The sequence below is a fragment of the Burkholderia sp. AU44665 genome, assembly GCF_030504405.1.
GTDB lineage: Bacteria > Pseudomonadota > Gammaproteobacteria > Burkholderiales > Burkholderiaceae > Burkholderia > Burkholderia semiarida.
Map to the genome: position 1 here is coordinate 251669 of NZ_JAUJRI010000007.1, position 16720 is coordinate 268388.

17 protein-coding genes and 2 pseudogenes are annotated in these 16720 nt (G+C 62.5%); 8 read left to right on the top strand and 11 right to left on the bottom strand.

The genetic code is table 11. The features are described 5' to 3' along the window. The 3 genes and pseudogenes from QZM15_RS17515 to QZM15_RS17525 form a co-directional block, all read right to left on the bottom strand. Positions 1-678, bottom strand: coding sequence for a hypothetical protein (locus QZM15_RS17515; RefSeq protein WP_089465372.1), 678 nt, complete (start codon positions 676-678; stop codon positions 1-3). Next, positions 678-1052 (bottom strand): VOC family protein, encoded by a 375-nt coding sequence (locus QZM15_RS17520; protein ID WP_089465371.1) that lies wholly within the window; start codon positions 1050-1052, stop codon positions 678-680. Before QZM15_RS17520 ends, QZM15_RS17515 begins: the two co-directional genes overlap by 1 nt. Before the next feature lie 446 nt (positions 1053-1498). Beyond that, a pseudogene (locus QZM15_RS17525) lies at positions 1499-1759 on the bottom strand (LysR family transcriptional regulator); the annotation flags it as partial. A 152-nt stretch (positions 1760-1911) separates the two neighbouring features. On the opposite strand from QZM15_RS17525, the gene QZM15_RS17530 reads away from it, so the two are divergent. The 4 genes and pseudogenes from QZM15_RS17530 to QZM15_RS17545 all read left to right on the top strand — a co-directional run bounded on the left by QZM15_RS17530 (position 1912) and on the right by QZM15_RS17545 (position 4422). Beyond that, positions 1912-2571, top strand: coding sequence for a carbonic anhydrase (locus tag QZM15_RS17530; RefSeq protein ID WP_302106898.1), 660 nt, complete (start codon positions 1912-1914; stop codon positions 2569-2571). Between the two features lie 61 nt (positions 2572-2632). After that, on the top strand, positions 2633-3103 hold the full coding sequence (gene cynS / locus QZM15_RS17535; protein ID WP_124657387.1) for a cyanase: 471 nt from the start codon (positions 2633-2635) through the stop codon (positions 3101-3103). 145 nt (positions 3104-3248) lie between these two features. After that, a pseudogene (locus QZM15_RS17540) lies at positions 3249-3727 on the top strand (DUF1348 family protein). A 437-nt stretch (positions 3728-4164) separates the two neighbouring features. Further along, entirely contained in the window at positions 4165-4422 is a 258-nt protein-coding gene (locus QZM15_RS17545; protein WP_302106899.1) for a DUF4148 domain-containing protein, read from the top strand. Between the two features lie 33 nt (positions 4423-4455). Here the strand turns inward: QZM15_RS17545 and cynR are convergent, their stop codons facing one another. Continuing rightward, complete coding sequence (gene cynR / locus QZM15_RS17550) at positions 4456-5343, bottom strand: transcriptional regulator CynR (protein WP_302106900.1); 888 nt, start codon at positions 5341-5343, stop codon at positions 4456-4458. Between the two features lie 254 nt (positions 5344-5597). On the opposite strand from cynR, the gene QZM15_RS17555 reads away from it, so the two are divergent. Then, complete coding sequence (locus tag QZM15_RS17555; protein ID WP_302106901.1) at positions 5598-6080, top strand: DUF1348 family protein; 483 nt, start codon at positions 5598-5600, stop codon at positions 6078-6080. Positions 6081-6989: 909 nt separating this feature from the next. Continuing rightward, the gene (locus tag QZM15_RS17560) at positions 6990-7448 is read left to right on the top strand and encodes a GNAT family N-acetyltransferase (protein ID WP_302106902.1); all 459 of its coding nucleotides are present in this window, start codon (positions 6990-6992) and stop codon (positions 7446-7448) included. Between the two features lie 56 nt (positions 7449-7504). Here QZM15_RS17560 and QZM15_RS17565 read toward each other — a convergent pair whose 3' ends face one another. Beyond that, positions 7505-8197 carry a glutathione S-transferase gene (locus QZM15_RS17565; protein ID WP_099317062.1) on the bottom strand — a complete coding sequence of 231 codons (693 nt, stop codon included), beginning with the start codon at positions 8195-8197 and terminating at the stop codon, positions 7505-7507. A gap of 146 nt (positions 8198-8343) precedes the next feature. Here QZM15_RS17565 and QZM15_RS17570 point away from each other — a divergent pair, with 146 nt between their 5' ends. Continuing rightward, positions 8344-8919 (top strand): TetR/AcrR family transcriptional regulator, encoded by a 576-nt coding sequence (locus QZM15_RS17570; RefSeq protein ID WP_104013056.1) that lies wholly within the window; start codon positions 8344-8346, stop codon positions 8917-8919. Positions 8920-9643: 724 nt separating this feature from the next. Here the strand turns inward: QZM15_RS17570 and QZM15_RS17575 are convergent. The 3 genes from QZM15_RS17575 to QZM15_RS17585 form a co-directional block, all read right to left on the bottom strand. Continuing rightward, entirely contained in the window at positions 9644-10078 is a 435-nt protein-coding gene (locus QZM15_RS17575) for a lysozyme inhibitor LprI family protein (RefSeq protein WP_226221634.1), read from the bottom strand. Between the two features lie 94 nt (positions 10079-10172). After that, positions 10173-10742 carry a YdeI family protein gene (locus QZM15_RS17580; RefSeq protein ID WP_226221636.1) on the bottom strand — a complete coding sequence of 190 codons (570 nt, stop codon included), beginning with the start codon at positions 10740-10742 and terminating at the stop codon, positions 10173-10175. A 95-nt stretch (positions 10743-10837) separates the two neighbouring features. After that, positions 10838-11965 carry an aminotransferase class V-fold PLP-dependent enzyme gene (locus QZM15_RS17585; RefSeq protein ID WP_302106903.1) on the bottom strand — a complete coding sequence of 376 codons (1128 nt, stop codon included), beginning with the start codon at positions 11963-11965 and terminating at the stop codon, positions 10838-10840. Positions 11966-12222: 257 nt separating this feature from the next. Here QZM15_RS17585 and QZM15_RS17590 point away from each other — a divergent pair, with 257 nt between their 5' ends. Next, the gene (locus tag QZM15_RS17590; protein WP_302106904.1) at positions 12223-13404 is read left to right on the top strand and encodes a serine hydrolase; all 1182 of its coding nucleotides are present in this window, start codon (positions 12223-12225) and stop codon (positions 13402-13404) included. A gap of 99 nt (positions 13405-13503) precedes the next feature. Here the strand turns inward: QZM15_RS17590 and QZM15_RS17595 are convergent, their stop codons facing one another. The 3 genes from QZM15_RS17595 to QZM15_RS17605 all read right to left on the bottom strand — a co-directional run bounded on the left by QZM15_RS17595 (position 13504) and on the right by QZM15_RS17605 (position 16591). Continuing rightward, a complete protein-coding gene (locus tag QZM15_RS17595; RefSeq protein WP_059579830.1) occupies positions 13504-14676 on the bottom strand; it encodes an FAD-binding oxidoreductase in 1173 nt (390 codons plus the stop codon). A 150-nt stretch (positions 14677-14826) separates the two neighbouring features. Then, the gene (locus tag QZM15_RS17600) at positions 14827-15978 is read right to left on the bottom strand and encodes a branched-chain amino acid ABC transporter substrate-binding protein (protein WP_059640455.1); all 1152 of its coding nucleotides are present in this window, start codon (positions 15976-15978) and stop codon (positions 14827-14829) included. A 421-nt stretch (positions 15979-16399) separates the two neighbouring features. Next, the gene (locus QZM15_RS17605) at positions 16400-16591 is read right to left on the bottom strand and encodes a CsbD family protein (protein WP_059579825.1); all 192 of its coding nucleotides are present in this window, start codon (positions 16589-16591) and stop codon (positions 16400-16402) included. Positions 16592-16720: the final 129 nt, after the last annotated feature.

Consider the following 16720-nt stretch of genomic DNA (forward strand, 5'->3'; position numbering starts at 1 on the left):
TTACTTGCCGGCGGCAAGGCGCCGCAGGATCTCCGGACGCTCGGCGGTCAACACGTGGTCCGCGCCCTCGCCCCTGTCGTAGCGTTTGCTCGTGCGGTAGGAAAAGCGCTTCACGTATTGATTGGCGGCGGGATCGAACATCCACGCGTCGACGTCGAAGAAGTGCTGACCGAAATGGTCCTCGTCCTTGCCCCACACGTAATCGGCTCGGACGAACAGCGGATACGGCGACACCTCCGGCAAGCTCCACATCGCGCGGTCGGCCATTTCCGTTTCGGTGACGATCGGCATCAGGTTCTCGATCTTGCCGTTCGCGCCGACACGCAGCACGGCCACGCGTTCCAGCATCCCGCTGCCGCCGCCCGAGAACATCCCCGAGAAGAATACCCACGAGCCGCCCGACGCAATCGGCAGCCGCTCGGACCGTGGATTCAGGCCGAACTGGTACCACTCCTTCGAAGAATGGGGAAGCGGCGCCGGCGGCATCTCGAAGCACGGCGCACGGTCGGGCAGCACGCAGAGCTTCACGCCGGAAAGCGGAAGCCCGTCGCCGTCGAGCTTGCCTTCCGTCTGTGTGAAGCGCGGGAATGCCGTTTCGCGGGGCGCTGCTTGAACGCAGGCGATGCCGACGAGCGCCATGCTCGCGATCGCCGCGAGCGTTTTACCGATCCAGCGCATCACCCCTCCGCCCGATGACACACCACCTCGATATTGTGTCCATCCGGACCGATGACGAATGCGGCGTAGTAGTTCGCGTGATAACGCGGCCGCAGCCCCGGCGCGCCATTGTCTTTGCCGCCCGCCTCCAGCGCCGCGCGATGGAACGCATCGACTTGCTGCCGCGTGTCGGCCGCGAACGCGATGTGAAGAGGCGCCGGCTTCTCGTCGGTCGGGAACAAACACAGTGAAGACTTGCTGGGCAGTCCGATCTCGATCCCGTACGACGGCTCACCTTCCCCGACAATTTCGGCGCCCAGCGGTTCAAGTGCCTTCAGGAAAAACGCCTTGCTGGCGGCGTAGTCGCTGACGCCGAACTTGACGTGGTCGAACATGAGTTCCCTCCGATGGATCGATCAGTCATCACGGTGGTGTGATGTAGCGATGGCCGCAATGTTGCCACATGCGGCGGTGGTCCGGTGCCGGCTCCAAAGGACCCTGAGCGGCGCTTCGCATCGTTCGCGCCAATGGCCCTTGTTCACCATGAACCGGTCCTCCGATGTTGAGCCGCCGCAGTCTCCCGTTGGTATTGGGGCAGCGCTTGCTCTTCACGAAGACCAACAGCCGAATGACCAGGAGGAGATCTCGACTGCCGATATGCTTGCTCAACGTGTACACCCCGGCTACGGCGCAAACGAAGCGGATCTTACTGTTCGTGAGCGCTTGTGGCTTGCCTCCATACGCCTTCCAGCATCGCGGGCACCCATTGCCCGGCCGGACAGTGACTCGCGGTGTCGGCAGGAAAAATCATCGATTCGTCATCACTCGTCTGCCGAGCCTTCAGTTCGCCGACGTCATGTATCGCCCGCCCGCATCCAGATCCCATAGCACGGATTTCGCATGGCGCATCCCCGCCGCGCCGGCATCCATGCGTTGCACGTTCCGCCCCGAACGGTCTAGCCCGCTGAGTGCGCAGCGTGTCTTCCAGTCCACGTATCTGCTGCGACAGCGTGGACTGCGAAACGTGCAGTGCCTCGGCGGCGCACGTGAATTTGCCGTGTTCCGGGACGGCCGGGAAGTAACGGATACCACGCAGCAGCACGGCGAATTTCTTCGTGCCCGACAACAATTGGTCTTTCCTATGGTTAGCATCATAAACCCGTCTTGGACACTATGACGGAACGGGCCCATTCTCTGTTCAACGCATCGCACTGACCGACGCGGCGGCGAACGCCAGACTGAATGGAGCTGACCATGCAAGAGATCATCGACGGTTTTCTGAAGTTTCAACGGGACATCATGCCCGCGCGCAGGGAGTTGTTCCGCAAGCTGGCCACCAGCCAGACGCCGCGCACCCTATTCATTTCCTGTTCCGATAGCCGCATGGTTCCCGAACTGGTTACTCAGCGCGAACCGGGCGATCTGTTCGTGATCCGCAATGCCGGCAACATCGTGCCTTCGTTCGGTCCCGAGCCGGGCGGCGTTTCGGCGACCGTCGAATATGCAGTGGCCGCGCTCGGCGTGACGGATGTGGTGATATGCGGCCACTCGGACTGCGGCGCGATGACGGCCGTCGCGACGTGCAAGTGCCTCGACCATATGCCCGCCGTCGCGAACTGGCTGCGCTACGCCGACTCGGCGAAGCTCGTCAACGAGGCGCGTGAACATGCGAGCGAGCGCGAGCGCGTCGATTCGATGGTGCGCGAGAACGTCATCGCACAGCTCGACAACCTCAAGACCCATCCCTCCGTTGCACTGGGACTCGCGCAAGGCCGCCTCAATTTGCACGGATGGGTCTACGACATCGAATCCGGCTCGATCGACGCGCTCGACGCCGCGACTCGCCAGTTCGTGCCGCTCGCCGCGCATCCCGATGTCACCGCGACGCCCGCCGAGTGTGCGGCTGCGCTCTGATTCCCGGCTCGTCACACCGACTGCCGATCTCACCAGGTTGATTTACTCAAGGAGCAACATCATGACCCAATCGCAAGTCACACCGAACGCACGCGAAGCTTTGACGGAAACGATCGTCGACGCGAAGGTGCGCAAGAACCTCACGTTCGAAGCCATCAACGAAGGCACGGGCCTGAGCCTCGCATACACGACAGCCGCGCTGCTCGGTCAGCATGCGCTGCCGGAGAATGCGGCGAAGCTCGTCGCCGAACGCCTCGGGCTCGACGACGACGCTGTTCGCCTGCTGCAAACCATTCCCGTGCGCGGCAGCATTCCGGGTGGCGTGCCGACCGATCCGACCGTCTACCGCTTCTATGAAATGGTGCAGGTGTACGGCTCGACGTTGAAGGCGCTGGTTCACGAGAAATTCGGCGACGGCATCATCAGCGCGATCAACTTCAAACTCGATATCCAGAAGGTTCCGGACCCGGAAGGTGGCGAGCGTGCCGTCATCACGCTCAACGGCAAGTATCTGCCGACCAAGCCGTTCTGAACCGATGATGCAAAGACGAAAATTCTTGCTGAGCACCGGTGCCGCGCTCGCTTCGGGCGGCCTAGCCCTCTCGGGCTGCACGATGACGGGGCCCCGTTCCACGTCGAGCACCAACAACGCGCTGTCCCCCACAAGGAGATCCGAAATGACTTCACCCGCCGCTATTCGCCCGCCGCTTCCGCCGTTCACGCTGGAGACGGCCATCGGAAAGTCCGTCTCGCGGAAGACGGCTGGAATTCGCGCGATGCCGCCAAGGTCGCGCTCGCCTATTCGCTCGACACGAAATGGCGCAATCGCGCAGAGTTCGCGAACAACCGAGCGGAAGCGCAGGCGTTCCTCGAGCGCAAGTGGAAGAAGGAGCACGAGTATCGTCTGATCAAGGAACTGTGGGCATTCGGCGGCAATCGCATTGCCGTGCGCTACGCCTATGAATGGCACGACGACTCGGGCAACTGGTTCCGCTCCTATGGCAACGAGAACTGGGAGTTCGGCGAGGATGGCCTGATGCAACGCCGCTATGCGTGCATCAACGATATGCCGATCAAGGAATCCGAGCGCAAGTATCACTGGCCCTTGGGCCGTCGGCCGGACGATCATCCGGGACTGAGCGAATTGGGGCTTTGAAGCCCGGATCGTCACAGCCACGGTGAGCGATCAGCGCCCGACGATTCGGTAGCGAAGAACGACGGATTGTTGGGCGTGCGTCGAAGTTCACTGGTACTGCTGGTTTGGTCGGATGGTGCACGAATCTCGTCCGGTGGTTCCACTAATGCAGTCCGGCGAAGGCCAAGCGGAGGAAGTGAGCCGCAGCCTCGTGAACCACTTCTGACATTGCAAGCTTTTGAAGGCGCAATCGCAGAACCTTCGCGCGGACATCCGTCTTCTGTTACGCGAACGCATCGCGTACGGAAACGAGGAGAACGTCGCTATCAGGGTTTACCTACGGCGTTGCCGCCGGTTTGCCCGTTAGCAGTATCTGGTCGCTGTTAGCAGAAACGTCGAACCGCAACAACACTACTATTAGCGATACTTATTATTTATATAGAAACAAGGAAAACATCATGAACAAGAGCATCCGTCATATTTCCCACGCCCTGTCGGCGCTCGCGCTGGCTGCTTCCACCATGACCGCGTTTGCTGCCTCTGCCGCAGAAGCGGCTTCACCGGCTTACCACTCCTCTGCGCCGTTGATTCAGCGGAATGCGACGCCGCAGGCCCCGCGCGCACTGACCCGCCGCGACGTGATCAACGAGCTGATCCAGGCCGACCAGGACGGTACGCTGCAACGCCTGAACGATACGGTTTTCCACGGCTCGTGACGCCGTCGATGTCTTTGTCAGCGTCGATGAAGGTCACGTCGGCTTTCCGAACCGCTCAGTCAGCAGTTGTAAGAACGCCCTGCTTGCCGCAGTGCGATACGCACCCTTGCGCTCTAAAACGGCGGCCGTGCGCGTTGGCAGAGGGGGATCAAGCGGCACGCGATGTAGGCCCTCTTGTACGTGTGCGATGTGATCAGGGAGAACCGTCGCAAGCTGCCCGCGACGCACGATTTCAACGATTGCACCGATCGTATCCACTTCGATTACGACAAGCGGTCGAATGGAGTGACGCGCAAAATGCTCGTCGATGAACCGACGTGTCGCGAATGTGTCGTTCAGCAAGACCAACGGCTCCTTGCCAAAGTCATGCCCCGCGAGTGCTTTGCGGCGTGTGGCATGCGGGTGGCTGCGGCCTACCACCAAGCTCAGCGTCTCCGCGAAGAGGGGTTGGCTTTCGATGTCGACCGACAAGGCCGGATGGAATGCGACACCGATATCAAGTTTGTCGTCTGCAAGCTGCGCCTCCATCTGATCCTGTGTGAGTTCGCGAATATCGATCCTGATGCCAGGATGCAGTTGGTGGAAGCCATCGACGATCGGCCCGACCAAGGATGCCGTATAGGTCGGCGTTACTGCGAAACGCAGGCTGCCCCGGCTCAGTTCCGCCACGTCGTGTATCGCCCTCACCCCTGCGTCAAGGTCCTGTAGCGCGAGCTTGGCGTAACGCATCCACGCTTCTCCCGCGTCGGTCAGTTGAACGGTTCTGCCTGAACGATCGAACAGCTGTGTTCCCAAGGTGTCCTCGAGCTGCCGAATCTGCTGCGATAGGGTCGGCTGCGACACATGAAGCGCCTCGGCAGCGCGCGTGAAATTCCGCTGTTCTGCCACTGCAAGGAAGTAACGGATATGACGTAGTAGCACGGGACTCCACCTAACTATTGGATCTTCCTATCGACTCTATCGCAATCCGGTCTTGGACACTATCGAAATTCGCGTCCATTCTTGATGCATGAAATCAGCGCACACGACGAGGCCGATTCTGAAGGAGATCGTCAAAGGGTTCTCAGGTTTCAACGAGATATCTGCCGGCCAAGCCGGTCTGAGTTCATCGCATCGCGGGTCGGGCGATCCGCGACGCACGCAGTGCAATCGCTAATCTGAAAAGGAGAGCCGTCATGTCGACTCAACAGCAGGGAATTCGTCCGCCGCTTCCGCCGTTCACGCTGGAGACAGCCATCGAGAAAGTCCGTCTCGCGGAAGACGGCTGGAATTCGCGTGACGCCGCCAAGGTCGCGCTCGCCTATTCGCTCGACACGAAATGGCGCAATCGCGCAGAGTTCGCGAACAATCGAGCGGAAGCGCAGGCGTTCCTCGAGCGCAAGTGGAAGAAGGAGCACGAGTATCGTCTGATCAAGGAACTGTGGGCGTTCGGCGGCAATCGCATTGCCGTGCGCTACGCCTATGAATGGCACGACGACTCGGGCAACTGGTTCCGCTCCTATGGCAACGAAAACTGGGAGTTCGGCGAGGATGGCCTCATGCAACGCCGCTATGCGTGCATCAACGATATGCCGATCAAGGAATCCGAGCGCAAGTATCACTGGCCCTTGGGCCGTCGGCCGGACGATCATCCGGGACTGAGCGAATTGGAGCTTTGAAGCCCGGGGCGTTACAGCCGCGATGAGCGATCAGCGCCCGACAATTCGGTAGCGAAGAACGACGGATTGTTGGGCGTGCGCCGGCGGCGCCGTCAGGATGTGGCAACTTGAACGTCGTTGAATTGTTCGTGCCTTTCGTCGCTCCTCCTGCGGTTTCGCTGAACCGGCCCGTGAGCACGCTCGCGCTGAGTGAAATTGTCGTGGTTCGTAGATCTTCCCAATGATGTTCGAGCGCTGATCGTGTCTGTTTATTCTGCCTGCCATCGACCTCCCGCTCTCTATCGGGCTCGCGCGCGCGCCTTCGACCGTTCCTTCGCTCGGCGGCGAAACGCCGGGCGATGGGTTGCCCGCATCTTGCGCGCGACTGCACGACAGTGACGGGCACCGGTGAACAATTGTCCATCATGGTCGATGGCCAACGGCATCATGTGCATGGTGTTGTGGTGCAGCCTTCCGCGTGGCCATGAACAGCACGCCGGTCGACGTCAAGGCGCACATGTTATGCACGCTTCGGTGCACTACCGATGGGGCATCGCGGGCTTCATCTGCATGGTTCAGTGTCGTGACGTCACCGTGATTTTGGGTGTGACCGCCAAGAACGCGCTGAGCAATGCAATGCCCCGTTGGCCGGTCGGTCAACGTCTGTTCGCCCCTCTAGCGGCCGAATGGGCGTAATGGGCGTACCAGCTCGACCGATTGCAACCAGCCTGAAGCGGTCGTCCACGGAAAGACACCCACCCGCCACTTCTGGCCGGACGCTGCGTCAATCGTCCGTGCTGCAAACTCGATATATTACGCGGACTTGCCGATTTCAGCCGCCCCCTTCAGCAGCATTCCACACGACCTTGGAAGTTCGATGCCATGCTGCTATCGTCGAGCATTCCTTGACGACTTCGGAGTGGCCGAACCATGCCCCTGATCTTGCGTCGCGCGACGATGGCCGATGCCGCGGCGGTGGCCGACGTCTATCTTCGGTCGCGCGACACGCTGGCATCCTACGCGCCACTCGCGCACGCCGAAGCGGCCGTCCGCGATTGGGTTGCCAACATGCTTGTTCCGTCGGGCAATGTTACCGTTGCCGTGAACGATGGCCACATCATCGGCATGGCCGCACACGCTGCCACCGACGGCGTGACATGGCTCGAGCAATTGTACGTGTGCCCCGAATTCAAACGGCAAGGGATGGGCACTGCCCTGCTGGAATCGGTGAAGTCGCAAACGGACGGCTCGCTCCAGCTCCATACGTTTCAAATGAACCACGATGCTGCTGCGTTTTACGAGCAGCACGGGTTCGTTGCCATTGCGTACAGCGACGGAAGCAGAAACGAGGAGCGTTGTCCCGATGTTTTGTATCGCTTGACGCGGTAGCGCGCTCGTCCGTTCGCTCGCCTCATCCGCCCGTTATCGACCGACGCAGGGGCAGCTCAGGCCAGCATCGCAAACACCGGCTGGTTCCTGACGCTCTCGCGCTCCAGCATTCTCGCGTACCAGGCTCGAAGTGCTTCGCATTCCTCATGCACTGGCAGCTTCACGAGCATCGCAAAGATCAAACCACCGATGACGGTGATGTCGGCCATCGAGAACGTCTCGCCCGCGACATACGGTTGCCGTTGCAGAACGGCATCGAAATAGCGCATGCCCCTCAACGCCTTGTCGCGTTGACGGAATCCCCACTCCGGATTTTGATACGTCTCCACGTCGGGCCCCAGCCCCGGCGTGCCGTGATGGAAATAGACGCTGATCGCGTCGAGCAATTCCAACTCGGCGCGCTTGCTCATCATGTGGATGACCCCTTTTTCGCGTGGCGTGGTGCCGGTGAGCGTGGGTACGCCGTCGAGCGCGTCGAGGTATTCGGTAATGGCCGTGCACTCGGCAATGCACGTTCCATCATCGAGTTCCAGAACCGGCAACGTACCCGAATAATTCTTGCTGGCGATGAACTCGGGCTTTTTATGCTCGCCCTTGTAAAGATCGACCATCACGAACTGGACGCGCGATTGCAGCCCCTTTTCGGCCAGTGCAATGCGCACACGTGTCGGATAGGGCCCTGTCGGGAAATCGTGGATCTTCATCATGGGCAGTTGGGCTGTGTCGAAGTCGACGTTACTGGAAGTCATTGCAGGGGCGCTCCGTAGTCGGTTGCACTGGATCGGACGACGCGGAAACACGTCTCCGGCGAAACTACCTAACGTTTGTTAGGTTAACCATATAAGGTAGAATCCGGAGTGTCAACACCCATTTCCCGTGCGCGGAGACTGAAGCAGTGACGAACGACGCGAGCTCGAACTCGAGAGAAAGAATTCTGGCAGCCGCCACGAGGCTCGCGCAGACGCACGGCTACGGCGGGTTGAACTATCGGGATCTCGCCAGCGAGGTGGGGATCAAGGCCGCGAGCATCTACCACCACTTCGAAAGCAAGGCCGATCTCGGCGCCGCGGTGGCGAGGCGTTACTGGGAGGATTCCGCGGCGGCGCTGGACGACATGCTGGCCCGATCGCGCGATCCGCTGGACTGCCTGCGCCGCTATCCGGATACCTTCCGCAAGGCGCTCGAGACCGGCAACCGCCTGTGTCTTTGCAGCTTCATGGCCGCCGAAACCGACGATCTGCCGGAAGTCGTGATGAAAGAAGTCCTGGCCTTCGCAGACGTGAACGTGGCGTGGTTGAGCAAGGTTCTATCCGCAGCGGCGGTGGTCAGCGCCCGGGAGAGCAAACAGCGGGCGCGGGCAATCTTCGCCGCCATCGCCGGCGCTCAGCTCATCGCGCGGAGTCGCGCCGATCTCTCCCTCTACGACGCGCTGATCGACAATTATCGTAAAGCGGGCCTTTTGCCGGCGTAGCAGGGTAACGGTGACGCGGCTTCGGACGACGTCGATCGTTCGTGAACGCATGATGTTCGATCGTGTGACCCCGGCTGACGTGGAATCCGTCGCCGATGTTTGCTGCTGGACCCCCGCGATCACCGGCGGACCGAACTGACGGGTTTTTCGTACAGGGACCAGGCAATACCGTCCGTTTGCAATCCGACGCGGACAAAGCCCAGCGACTCGTAGTAAGCGCAGAGCGTCATGTTTTCAGCGCCGCAGTCGAGTCGAAGCAAACGCCGGTTCAAGCGGCTCACCTCATGAGCGCACCCGTCGAGCATGAAGCTGCCGAGCCCGTTGAAACCTTTCCGCACGCAGGGCCGTGCACGTAGCCCGCAATCGGCGCTTGGGCCCCCAGTGCCTGTCATCGTCGAAGTCGGGCGAGAACGTTCCGACCAGCGTGCCATCCTGTTCGACGACGTACACGGCTTTCTCTGCGACGTGGTTTCGTACCCACCGTTCAGAGAAGCCGTCGCGTTCCTTGCCCCATACGTGGTCGCCATGCGCGACCTTCTTTGCATGTGCATCGTTCCGGATCTGTGTCAGTACCGGGACATCGTCTGCCGTCGCTCTGCGGACGCTTTTCGACACCATCGCTCGTTTCCCCCGTTATATCCGAGCTACCATCCCGGCGCACCACGTAACAAGCCTGACGCTAGCCGCGCTCCCGGCACTCATTCTGTCTTTATCTAGCGCCGCACTAACCATGGCTCACTTGTTTGAGCCACGCGTTCAATTGACGCGTACGATCACGTGTTCTGTCGATTTCGCAAGTCAGTAGATCAAGATTACGATCCGCGCCTGCCTCGTTTATCAGATACCAAGCGGAACACTCGTCGCCGAGAAAACGGATCCATTGCCGCTGAGCCGCGACAAATTTCACCTTGAGTGCTGGATAGTCGACGTACTCGTCACGTGGACGAGACAGCGACTTCAATACCTTTTGGTAAGTGCGGTTCAATTCGTCGTCTGCTTGCAGAAATTCATCTTGACTACGTTGCAGCAAGCACTCGGGAGCTACGCTATCCGGTGCGCAGCCCTGCGCTTGCGCAGCGGTGAACCACGACAATGTCAGCGCCATGGCGGCGCCCAGCGCCGCGCGACGAAAGCTGAACGCCGATGCACGGATATGCATTCTTGCTCCCATTCCCGTTTTCCCATTCATATGGCGATCGGAACAATTCACGCGCCGATCGCGTTCGACGAAATCTCCGTCGGAAACCCACCCTCTACGGATGAAAAGTCTCGCCCCGCTTCAGCATGTCGATGAATTCCGCGATTTTGCGCGCCCGTGATTCCGGCTTCCTGGCGTTCTGTATCCGAAACAGGATCGCATAGCGATTACGGCTGTTCAGTGTCGCAAAAAACTTCCCGGCTTTCGGATCGGCGTCCAACGCCGCCTGCAAGTCGTCCGGCACGATCGAGTTGCTGGCCGACGTATAAGCCGCCTCCCAACGGCCGTCCTTCCTCGCCTTCTCGATTTCGCCCATGCCGGCCGCGCGCATCCTGCCTGCGGCGATCAGCGCTTCGGCCTTGTCCTTGTTGAGTTTGGACCAGATGCTTTTCGCGGTGCGCGGGGTGAAGCGTTGTAACCAGTATTGCTCGCTCTCGGCCTTCTTTTGACCATCGATCCAGCCATGACAAAGGGCACTCTCCAACGCCTCTTGGTAGGTGACGGTTTGCTGCCCAGTACCTTTTTTCGCGAGACGCAGCCATACTCCGGTCGACGTGCTGCCGTTCTGCCCCAACCAGCTTTCCCATTCGGCTTGACTGGTAAAGGTGAGAGCGCTTTCGGCCATGTCATGATCCTGAATAGTTGCGTTTTCAACGACTCAGAGCCGCCGCTCAATGAATGAGCGGCGGCCACCGAAGCACTCCATCCCGCACAACCGCCTCAAACAATCCGGTTCAACGCATCGGCAAACCGCTTCACCGCACCATCGACATCATGCAGCTTGTCGAGACCGAACAACCCGAGCCGGAAAGTCTTGAAGTCCTCCGGTTCGTCGCATTGCAACGGCACGCCCGCCGCGATCTGCAAACCGACATCGGCAAACTTCTTCCCGGTGCGAATCCCGTCATCGTCGGTGTAACCGACCACGACACCCGGCGCCTCGAACCCCTTCGCGGCCACGCTCCTGATCCCCTTCTCCGTCAGCAGCGCGCGAATGCGCTCGCCGAGTTCGAGCTGTTCCGCCTTCACCTTGTCGAAGCCGTATGCGTCGGTTTCCTTCATCACGTCGCGCAGGGTCGTGAGGCTGTCCGTGGGCATCGTCGCGTGATACGCGAACCCGCCGCCCTCGTACGCTTCCATGATCTGCAGCCACTTGCGCAGATCGCACGCGAAGCTGGTGCTGGTGGTCGAATCGATGCGCTCGCGCGCAAGCGGGCTGAACATCACCATCGCGCAACACGGCGACGCACTCCAGCCCTTTTGCGGCGCGCTGATCAGGATATCGACACCGCTCGCCTGCATGTCGACCCACACGGTGCCCGACGCGATGCAATCGAGCACGAACATGCCGCCGACCGCATGCACGGCATCGGCCACCGCGCGCAGGTACGCATCGGGCAGCATGATCCCGGACGCGGTTTCGACGTGCGGCGCGAACACGAGATCGGGCTTGTTTTCCTTGATGGCGGCGACCACTTCGTCGATCGGCGCCGGTGCGTAGGCGGCCTGCCTGCCCGCTTCGACGGGGCGCGCCTTCAGCACCGTCGTCTCCGACGGAATGCTGCCCATGTCGAATATCTGCGACCAGCGGAAGCTGAACCAGCCGTTGCGGATCACGAGGCACTTCCTGTTCGTCGCGAACTGCCGCGCCACGGCTTCCATGCCGAACGTCCCGCTGCCCGGCACGATCGCGACCGACTTCGCGTTGTAGACTTTTTTCAGCGTGGCGGAGATGTCGCGCATGACACCCTGGAAGCGCTGCGACATATGGTTGACCGAGCGATCGGTGTACACCACCGAATATTCGAGGAGCCCCTCGCGGTCAACATCGGGAAGTAAACCTGGCATGCTCGCCTCCGGCGAAAGATGAACGATGGAATCAGGACAAGCAGCGTCTTCGATTCGATACTGCTCTGCACCATGCAACTGCGTCATTTCCTCGACGAAAGCAGATTCTAACGAACGCCGCCGGCCGCTTGGCGCCTATTTTGCCTGCCGCCGCGCCCGGTACCGCGCACATCGCCCTGTTCCGTGTAAGGGTTAACGACGCGTGCGGCCGCAGCCGCCTAACATGTCGATCGGCCCCCTTCACGACGGAACTTTCGATGACCTCTTCTCCCGCATCGTCACTGCAGTCGTCAACCGATCCCGCGCTCGCCGAGCGCATCGACGCGGTCCTGTCCCGCCAGCTCGACACGCAGCGCCTCGTCGGCGCGGTGGTGCTCGTCGCCCGCGACGGCGAACTCGTCTATCGCCGCGCGGCCGGATTCGCGGATCGCGAATCGCGCACGCCGATGCGCGAGGACACGCTGTTCCGGCTCGCGTCGGTCACCAAGCCGATCGTCTCGGCAGCGGCGATGGCGCTCGTCGCGCAACGCAAGCTGTCGCTCGACGAAGACATCACGCGCTGGCTGCCCGAGTTCCGTCCGGCGCTGCCCGACGGCCGCGTGCCGACGATCACGGTGCGCCAGTTGCTCGTGCATACCGCCGGCCTCGACTATCGCTTCAACGAAACCGACGCGAACGGCCCCTATGCGCGTGCGGGCGTCTCCGACGGGCTCGATGGCGCATCGATCACGCTCGCCGAAAACCTGCGCCGGATCGCGAGCGTGCCGCTGCTGTTCGCGCCCGGCACCAACTGGAACTACTCGCTGTCGATCGACGTCGTCGGCGCGCTGATCGAGGTCGTCTGCGACATGCCGCTCGCCGATGCGATCGATGCGCTCGTGCTGCGCCCGCTCGGGGCGCACGATACGGGCTTCGTCGCGCGCGATCCGGCGCGGCTCGCCACGCCGTACGTCAACGACACGCCGCGGCCGCACCGGCTCGCCGAGAACGAAACCGTGCCCATCGACGAAGGGTTCGTCGGCGTCACGTACTCGCCGTCGCGCGCGCTCGATGCGCATGCGTTCCCGTCGGGCGGCGCCGGAATGGTCGGCACCGCGGGCGACGTGCTGACGGTGCTCGACACGCTGCGCGCGGGCGGCGGCGCGATCCTGCCGGCCGAGTTGGTCGACGAGATGGGCCGCGTGCAAACCGGCGATCTCGAATTGCCGGATCTGCCGGGCGCGGGGTTCGGGATCGGCTTCTCGGTGCTGCGCGACCCGCGGGCGGCCGCGTCGCCGGAATCCGTCGGCACGTGGCGCTGGGGCGGCGTCTACGGTCATTCGTGGTTCGTCGATCGCGCACGCGGGCTCACCGTCGTGTCGCTGTCGAACACGCTCTACGAAGGGATGAACGGGCAGTACACGCTCGATCTGCGCGACGCCGTCTACGGCGTTGGCTGACGCACGCGGCGAAAAAAGGCCCGACAAAGTCGGGCCAACGGGTTTGAGACACAAGGAGAATCCCGCCCACCCCATACCGGGCGGTTACGCCGCACTACACTACACGACGTTCTTCTCGACGATCGGCCGGTTTTCGAGCACGCGCGCCCAGCCGAGCGACGACAGGTCGAGCGTGTCGTAACGCCCGCCCAGAATGAGTTCGCTGACGCCCCGCCCCGTCGCCGGCCCTTGCTGCAGCCCGTGGCCGCTGTAGCCGTTCGCGAACACGACGTTGTCGAGTTCGGGGTGGTAGCCGATGATCGCGTTGTGATCGAACACGTTGTACTCGTAGTACCCGGACCAGCAATGCTCGACGCGCAGCGCCTCGAATTCCGGCACGCGGTGCGCGAGCGTCGGCCAGATCACGTCGTCGAACAGGTCGTGGTCGACTTCGTCGAGCGGCAGGTCGTCCGGGTCGCGATCCGGGCTCGGCGACGTGCCGCAGATATACGTGCGCCCTTCCGGCCGGAAATACACGCCGGTCGGATCGATCAGCAGCGGGCAATCGGCGAGCTTCGCCGGCGACGATACGTTGAAGATGCTGCGCCGCCGCGCATACACGGGGATGTCGATGCCCATCATCGACGACAGCGTGCGCGTCCACGCACCGGCCGCGTTGACGAGCGTGTCGCACGCGTAGCGCTCGCCGTCGCCCGTCACGACATGCGTGATCCTGCGGCCGTCGCGCACCACGTCCTTCACGTCGGCCGGCACGTAGCGCGCGCCGAGCGCCTGCGCCTTCTTGCGCAGCGCCTGCACGAGCCCGTAGCCGTCGAACCAGCCTTCGCCGCTCACGCCGTACGCGCCCGACGCGAGATCGTCGACGTTCAGCCACGGGAACTTCGCGCGCAGCGCGTCGCCGTCCATCAGCCGGATATCGGCGCCGAGGCGCGTCTGCAGCGCATGGTTCTCGCGCAGCGTCGCGTCGCCAGCCGGCGTCGCGAGGAACAGGTAGCCGCCCTCGTGCAGGTCGATCGACGGGCGGTGGCCGTCCACTTCGAGCCGCTCGCCGATCGTGCGCAGGAAGTCGATGCCGAACAGCGACATCTCGATCGACAACGGCGTGGAAAACTGCTGGCGAATCGACGCGGCCGACAGCGCCGACGACGATTTGGCATAGGTGGGGTCGCGTTCGATCACGGTCACGGCGACCGTGGGATCGGTGGCGCGCAGGAAATAAGCGATCGAGCTGCCGATCACACCACCGCCGACGATGACGACTTGAGAACTCACGACTGACTCCGGTTGCACGTAAAAGGCTCAGGGCCTGAAAATGATGCGTGCCGCGACTCGCGGGCATCCCGCGAGCAAACTTCGCGGGCGATCGCCCCGGCTATTTCAGCACGTCCGGCATCGCCGCGAAAGCCTGCTCGCGCGCTGCGTTCAGTCCGCCGATTTCGTCGTGACGGGCTGCCACGCGGCGTTCTTCACTTCGTACAGCGTCGAGCTCGGGTTCTTCAGGTCACCCGTGTTCGTGAACGCGATCGTGCCCGTGATGCCGTCGTAGCGCGTGCCCTTCAGCGCGCCGTTGAAATCGCCCGGCTTCGTCGAGTTCGCCTTCTGCATCGCGTTGATCGCGATCCACGTCGCGTCGTACGCGAACGGCGCATACGCGAGCATGTCGACGCCGTACTTCTGCCTGAATTTCGTTTCGAACAGCTTGCCCTTCGCGAGACGCGACAGCGGCTGCCCGTACTCCCATACCGATGCGCCTTCCGCCGCATTGCCGGCGAGCTTGATGAAGTTCGCGTTCATCACGCCGCCGCCCGCGAGGAACTGCGCGCGGATGCCGAGCTGGCGCATGCGCTTCACGAGCATCGCGGCCTGCGCGTCGAGGCCGCCGAAGAACACGAGATCGGCATTGGCGCTCTTGATCTTCGTGAGCTGCGCGCTGAAGTCGACGGCCTTGTCGTTCGTGAATTCGCGCGCGACGATCGTGCCGCCGTTCGCCTTCACGGCCTTCTCGAATTCGTCGGCTTCGCCCTGGCCGAACGCGGTGCGATCGTCGATGATCGCGATGCGCTTCGCCTTCGTCACGCTCGCGGCGTACGCACCGGCGTTGCCGGCGTTCTGCGTGTCGGTCGCGATCACGCGGTACACGGTGTCGAGCCCCGCGCGCGTGATGTCGGGATTGGTCGCCGACGGCGTGATCATCGGAATGCCGGCCTTCGCATAGATCTTCGACGCCGGCAGCGTCGTGCCGGAATTGAAGTGGCCGATCACGACGGCCACCTGCGCGTCGGCGAGCTGCTGCGCGGCCTGCACGCCGGTGCGCGGATCGCTCTGGTCGTCCTGCGACGCGACGACGAACTTCACCGGCTTGCCGCCGACGGTCGTCCGCGCCGCATTCGCTTCGTCGACGGCCATGCGCACGCCGTTCTCGATGTCCTTGCCGTATGCCGCGCCGCCGCCCGTCAGCGGGCCGGCCACGCCGACCTTGACGATCGTCTCCTGCGCATGGGCCGCGCCCGTCTGGAATGCGAAAAGCGCGGCGGTCAGCGCGACGCCGGAAAGCGAACGAATGCGGAACGTCATGGCAATCCTTCTTCTATGGGTCGGGATGCAACGCGAGACTGGCACGCGTCGGCAACCTCCTGCGCGCCGGTGATGCCTTTCCGTGCCGGAGCGCGTGCGACACGCCGATCCGGCCGGACGATCACCGCGGCTCCGTCTCCGAAGAACCTTTCATCGCGAAAGAGGTGAAGGGATTGTGGGTAGCCAATACCCGTCCAGCAAACGAAATATCGGAACTATGTCGTGAGGATTTGTCATCAAGTTCCGTGCTGATGGCCGATCGACGGCCGTCCGGCGGCGGCCGTGGATGGCGGTATTCCGTGGGGAATGGCGGCCGCGCCGCAGGGTAAAGGCCGGTCGTCGTCATGCCGGCCGCGCATCATCGTCGCGGCGCCGGCCCGGCCGGCCTTCGCGACGCCCACGGCCGGCGCCGCGTCATCGGTCAGTGCCGATCGGTGCCCGTATGCTTGCGCACCGCATCGGCGGCCTCGCCCGCCTTCTCCTGGAGCTTGCCGGCCTGCTGCTCGGCCACGCCTTGCGCTTCGGTCTCGCGGTCGCCCGTCACCTTGCCGAGTGCTTCCTTGACCGAACCCTTGACCTGCTTGAGCTTGCCTTCGATGCGATTCCTGTCCATGGTCGTCTCCTGCGATGGTTGAGGAAAGCCGGCAATGCAGCGGCCTGCGCGGCACCGCCGAGCGGACAGGATCGCAAGCGGCGGCCGCGGGCGGCAGATGCGGATGCACCAGTGCGCATGGTGCATTCG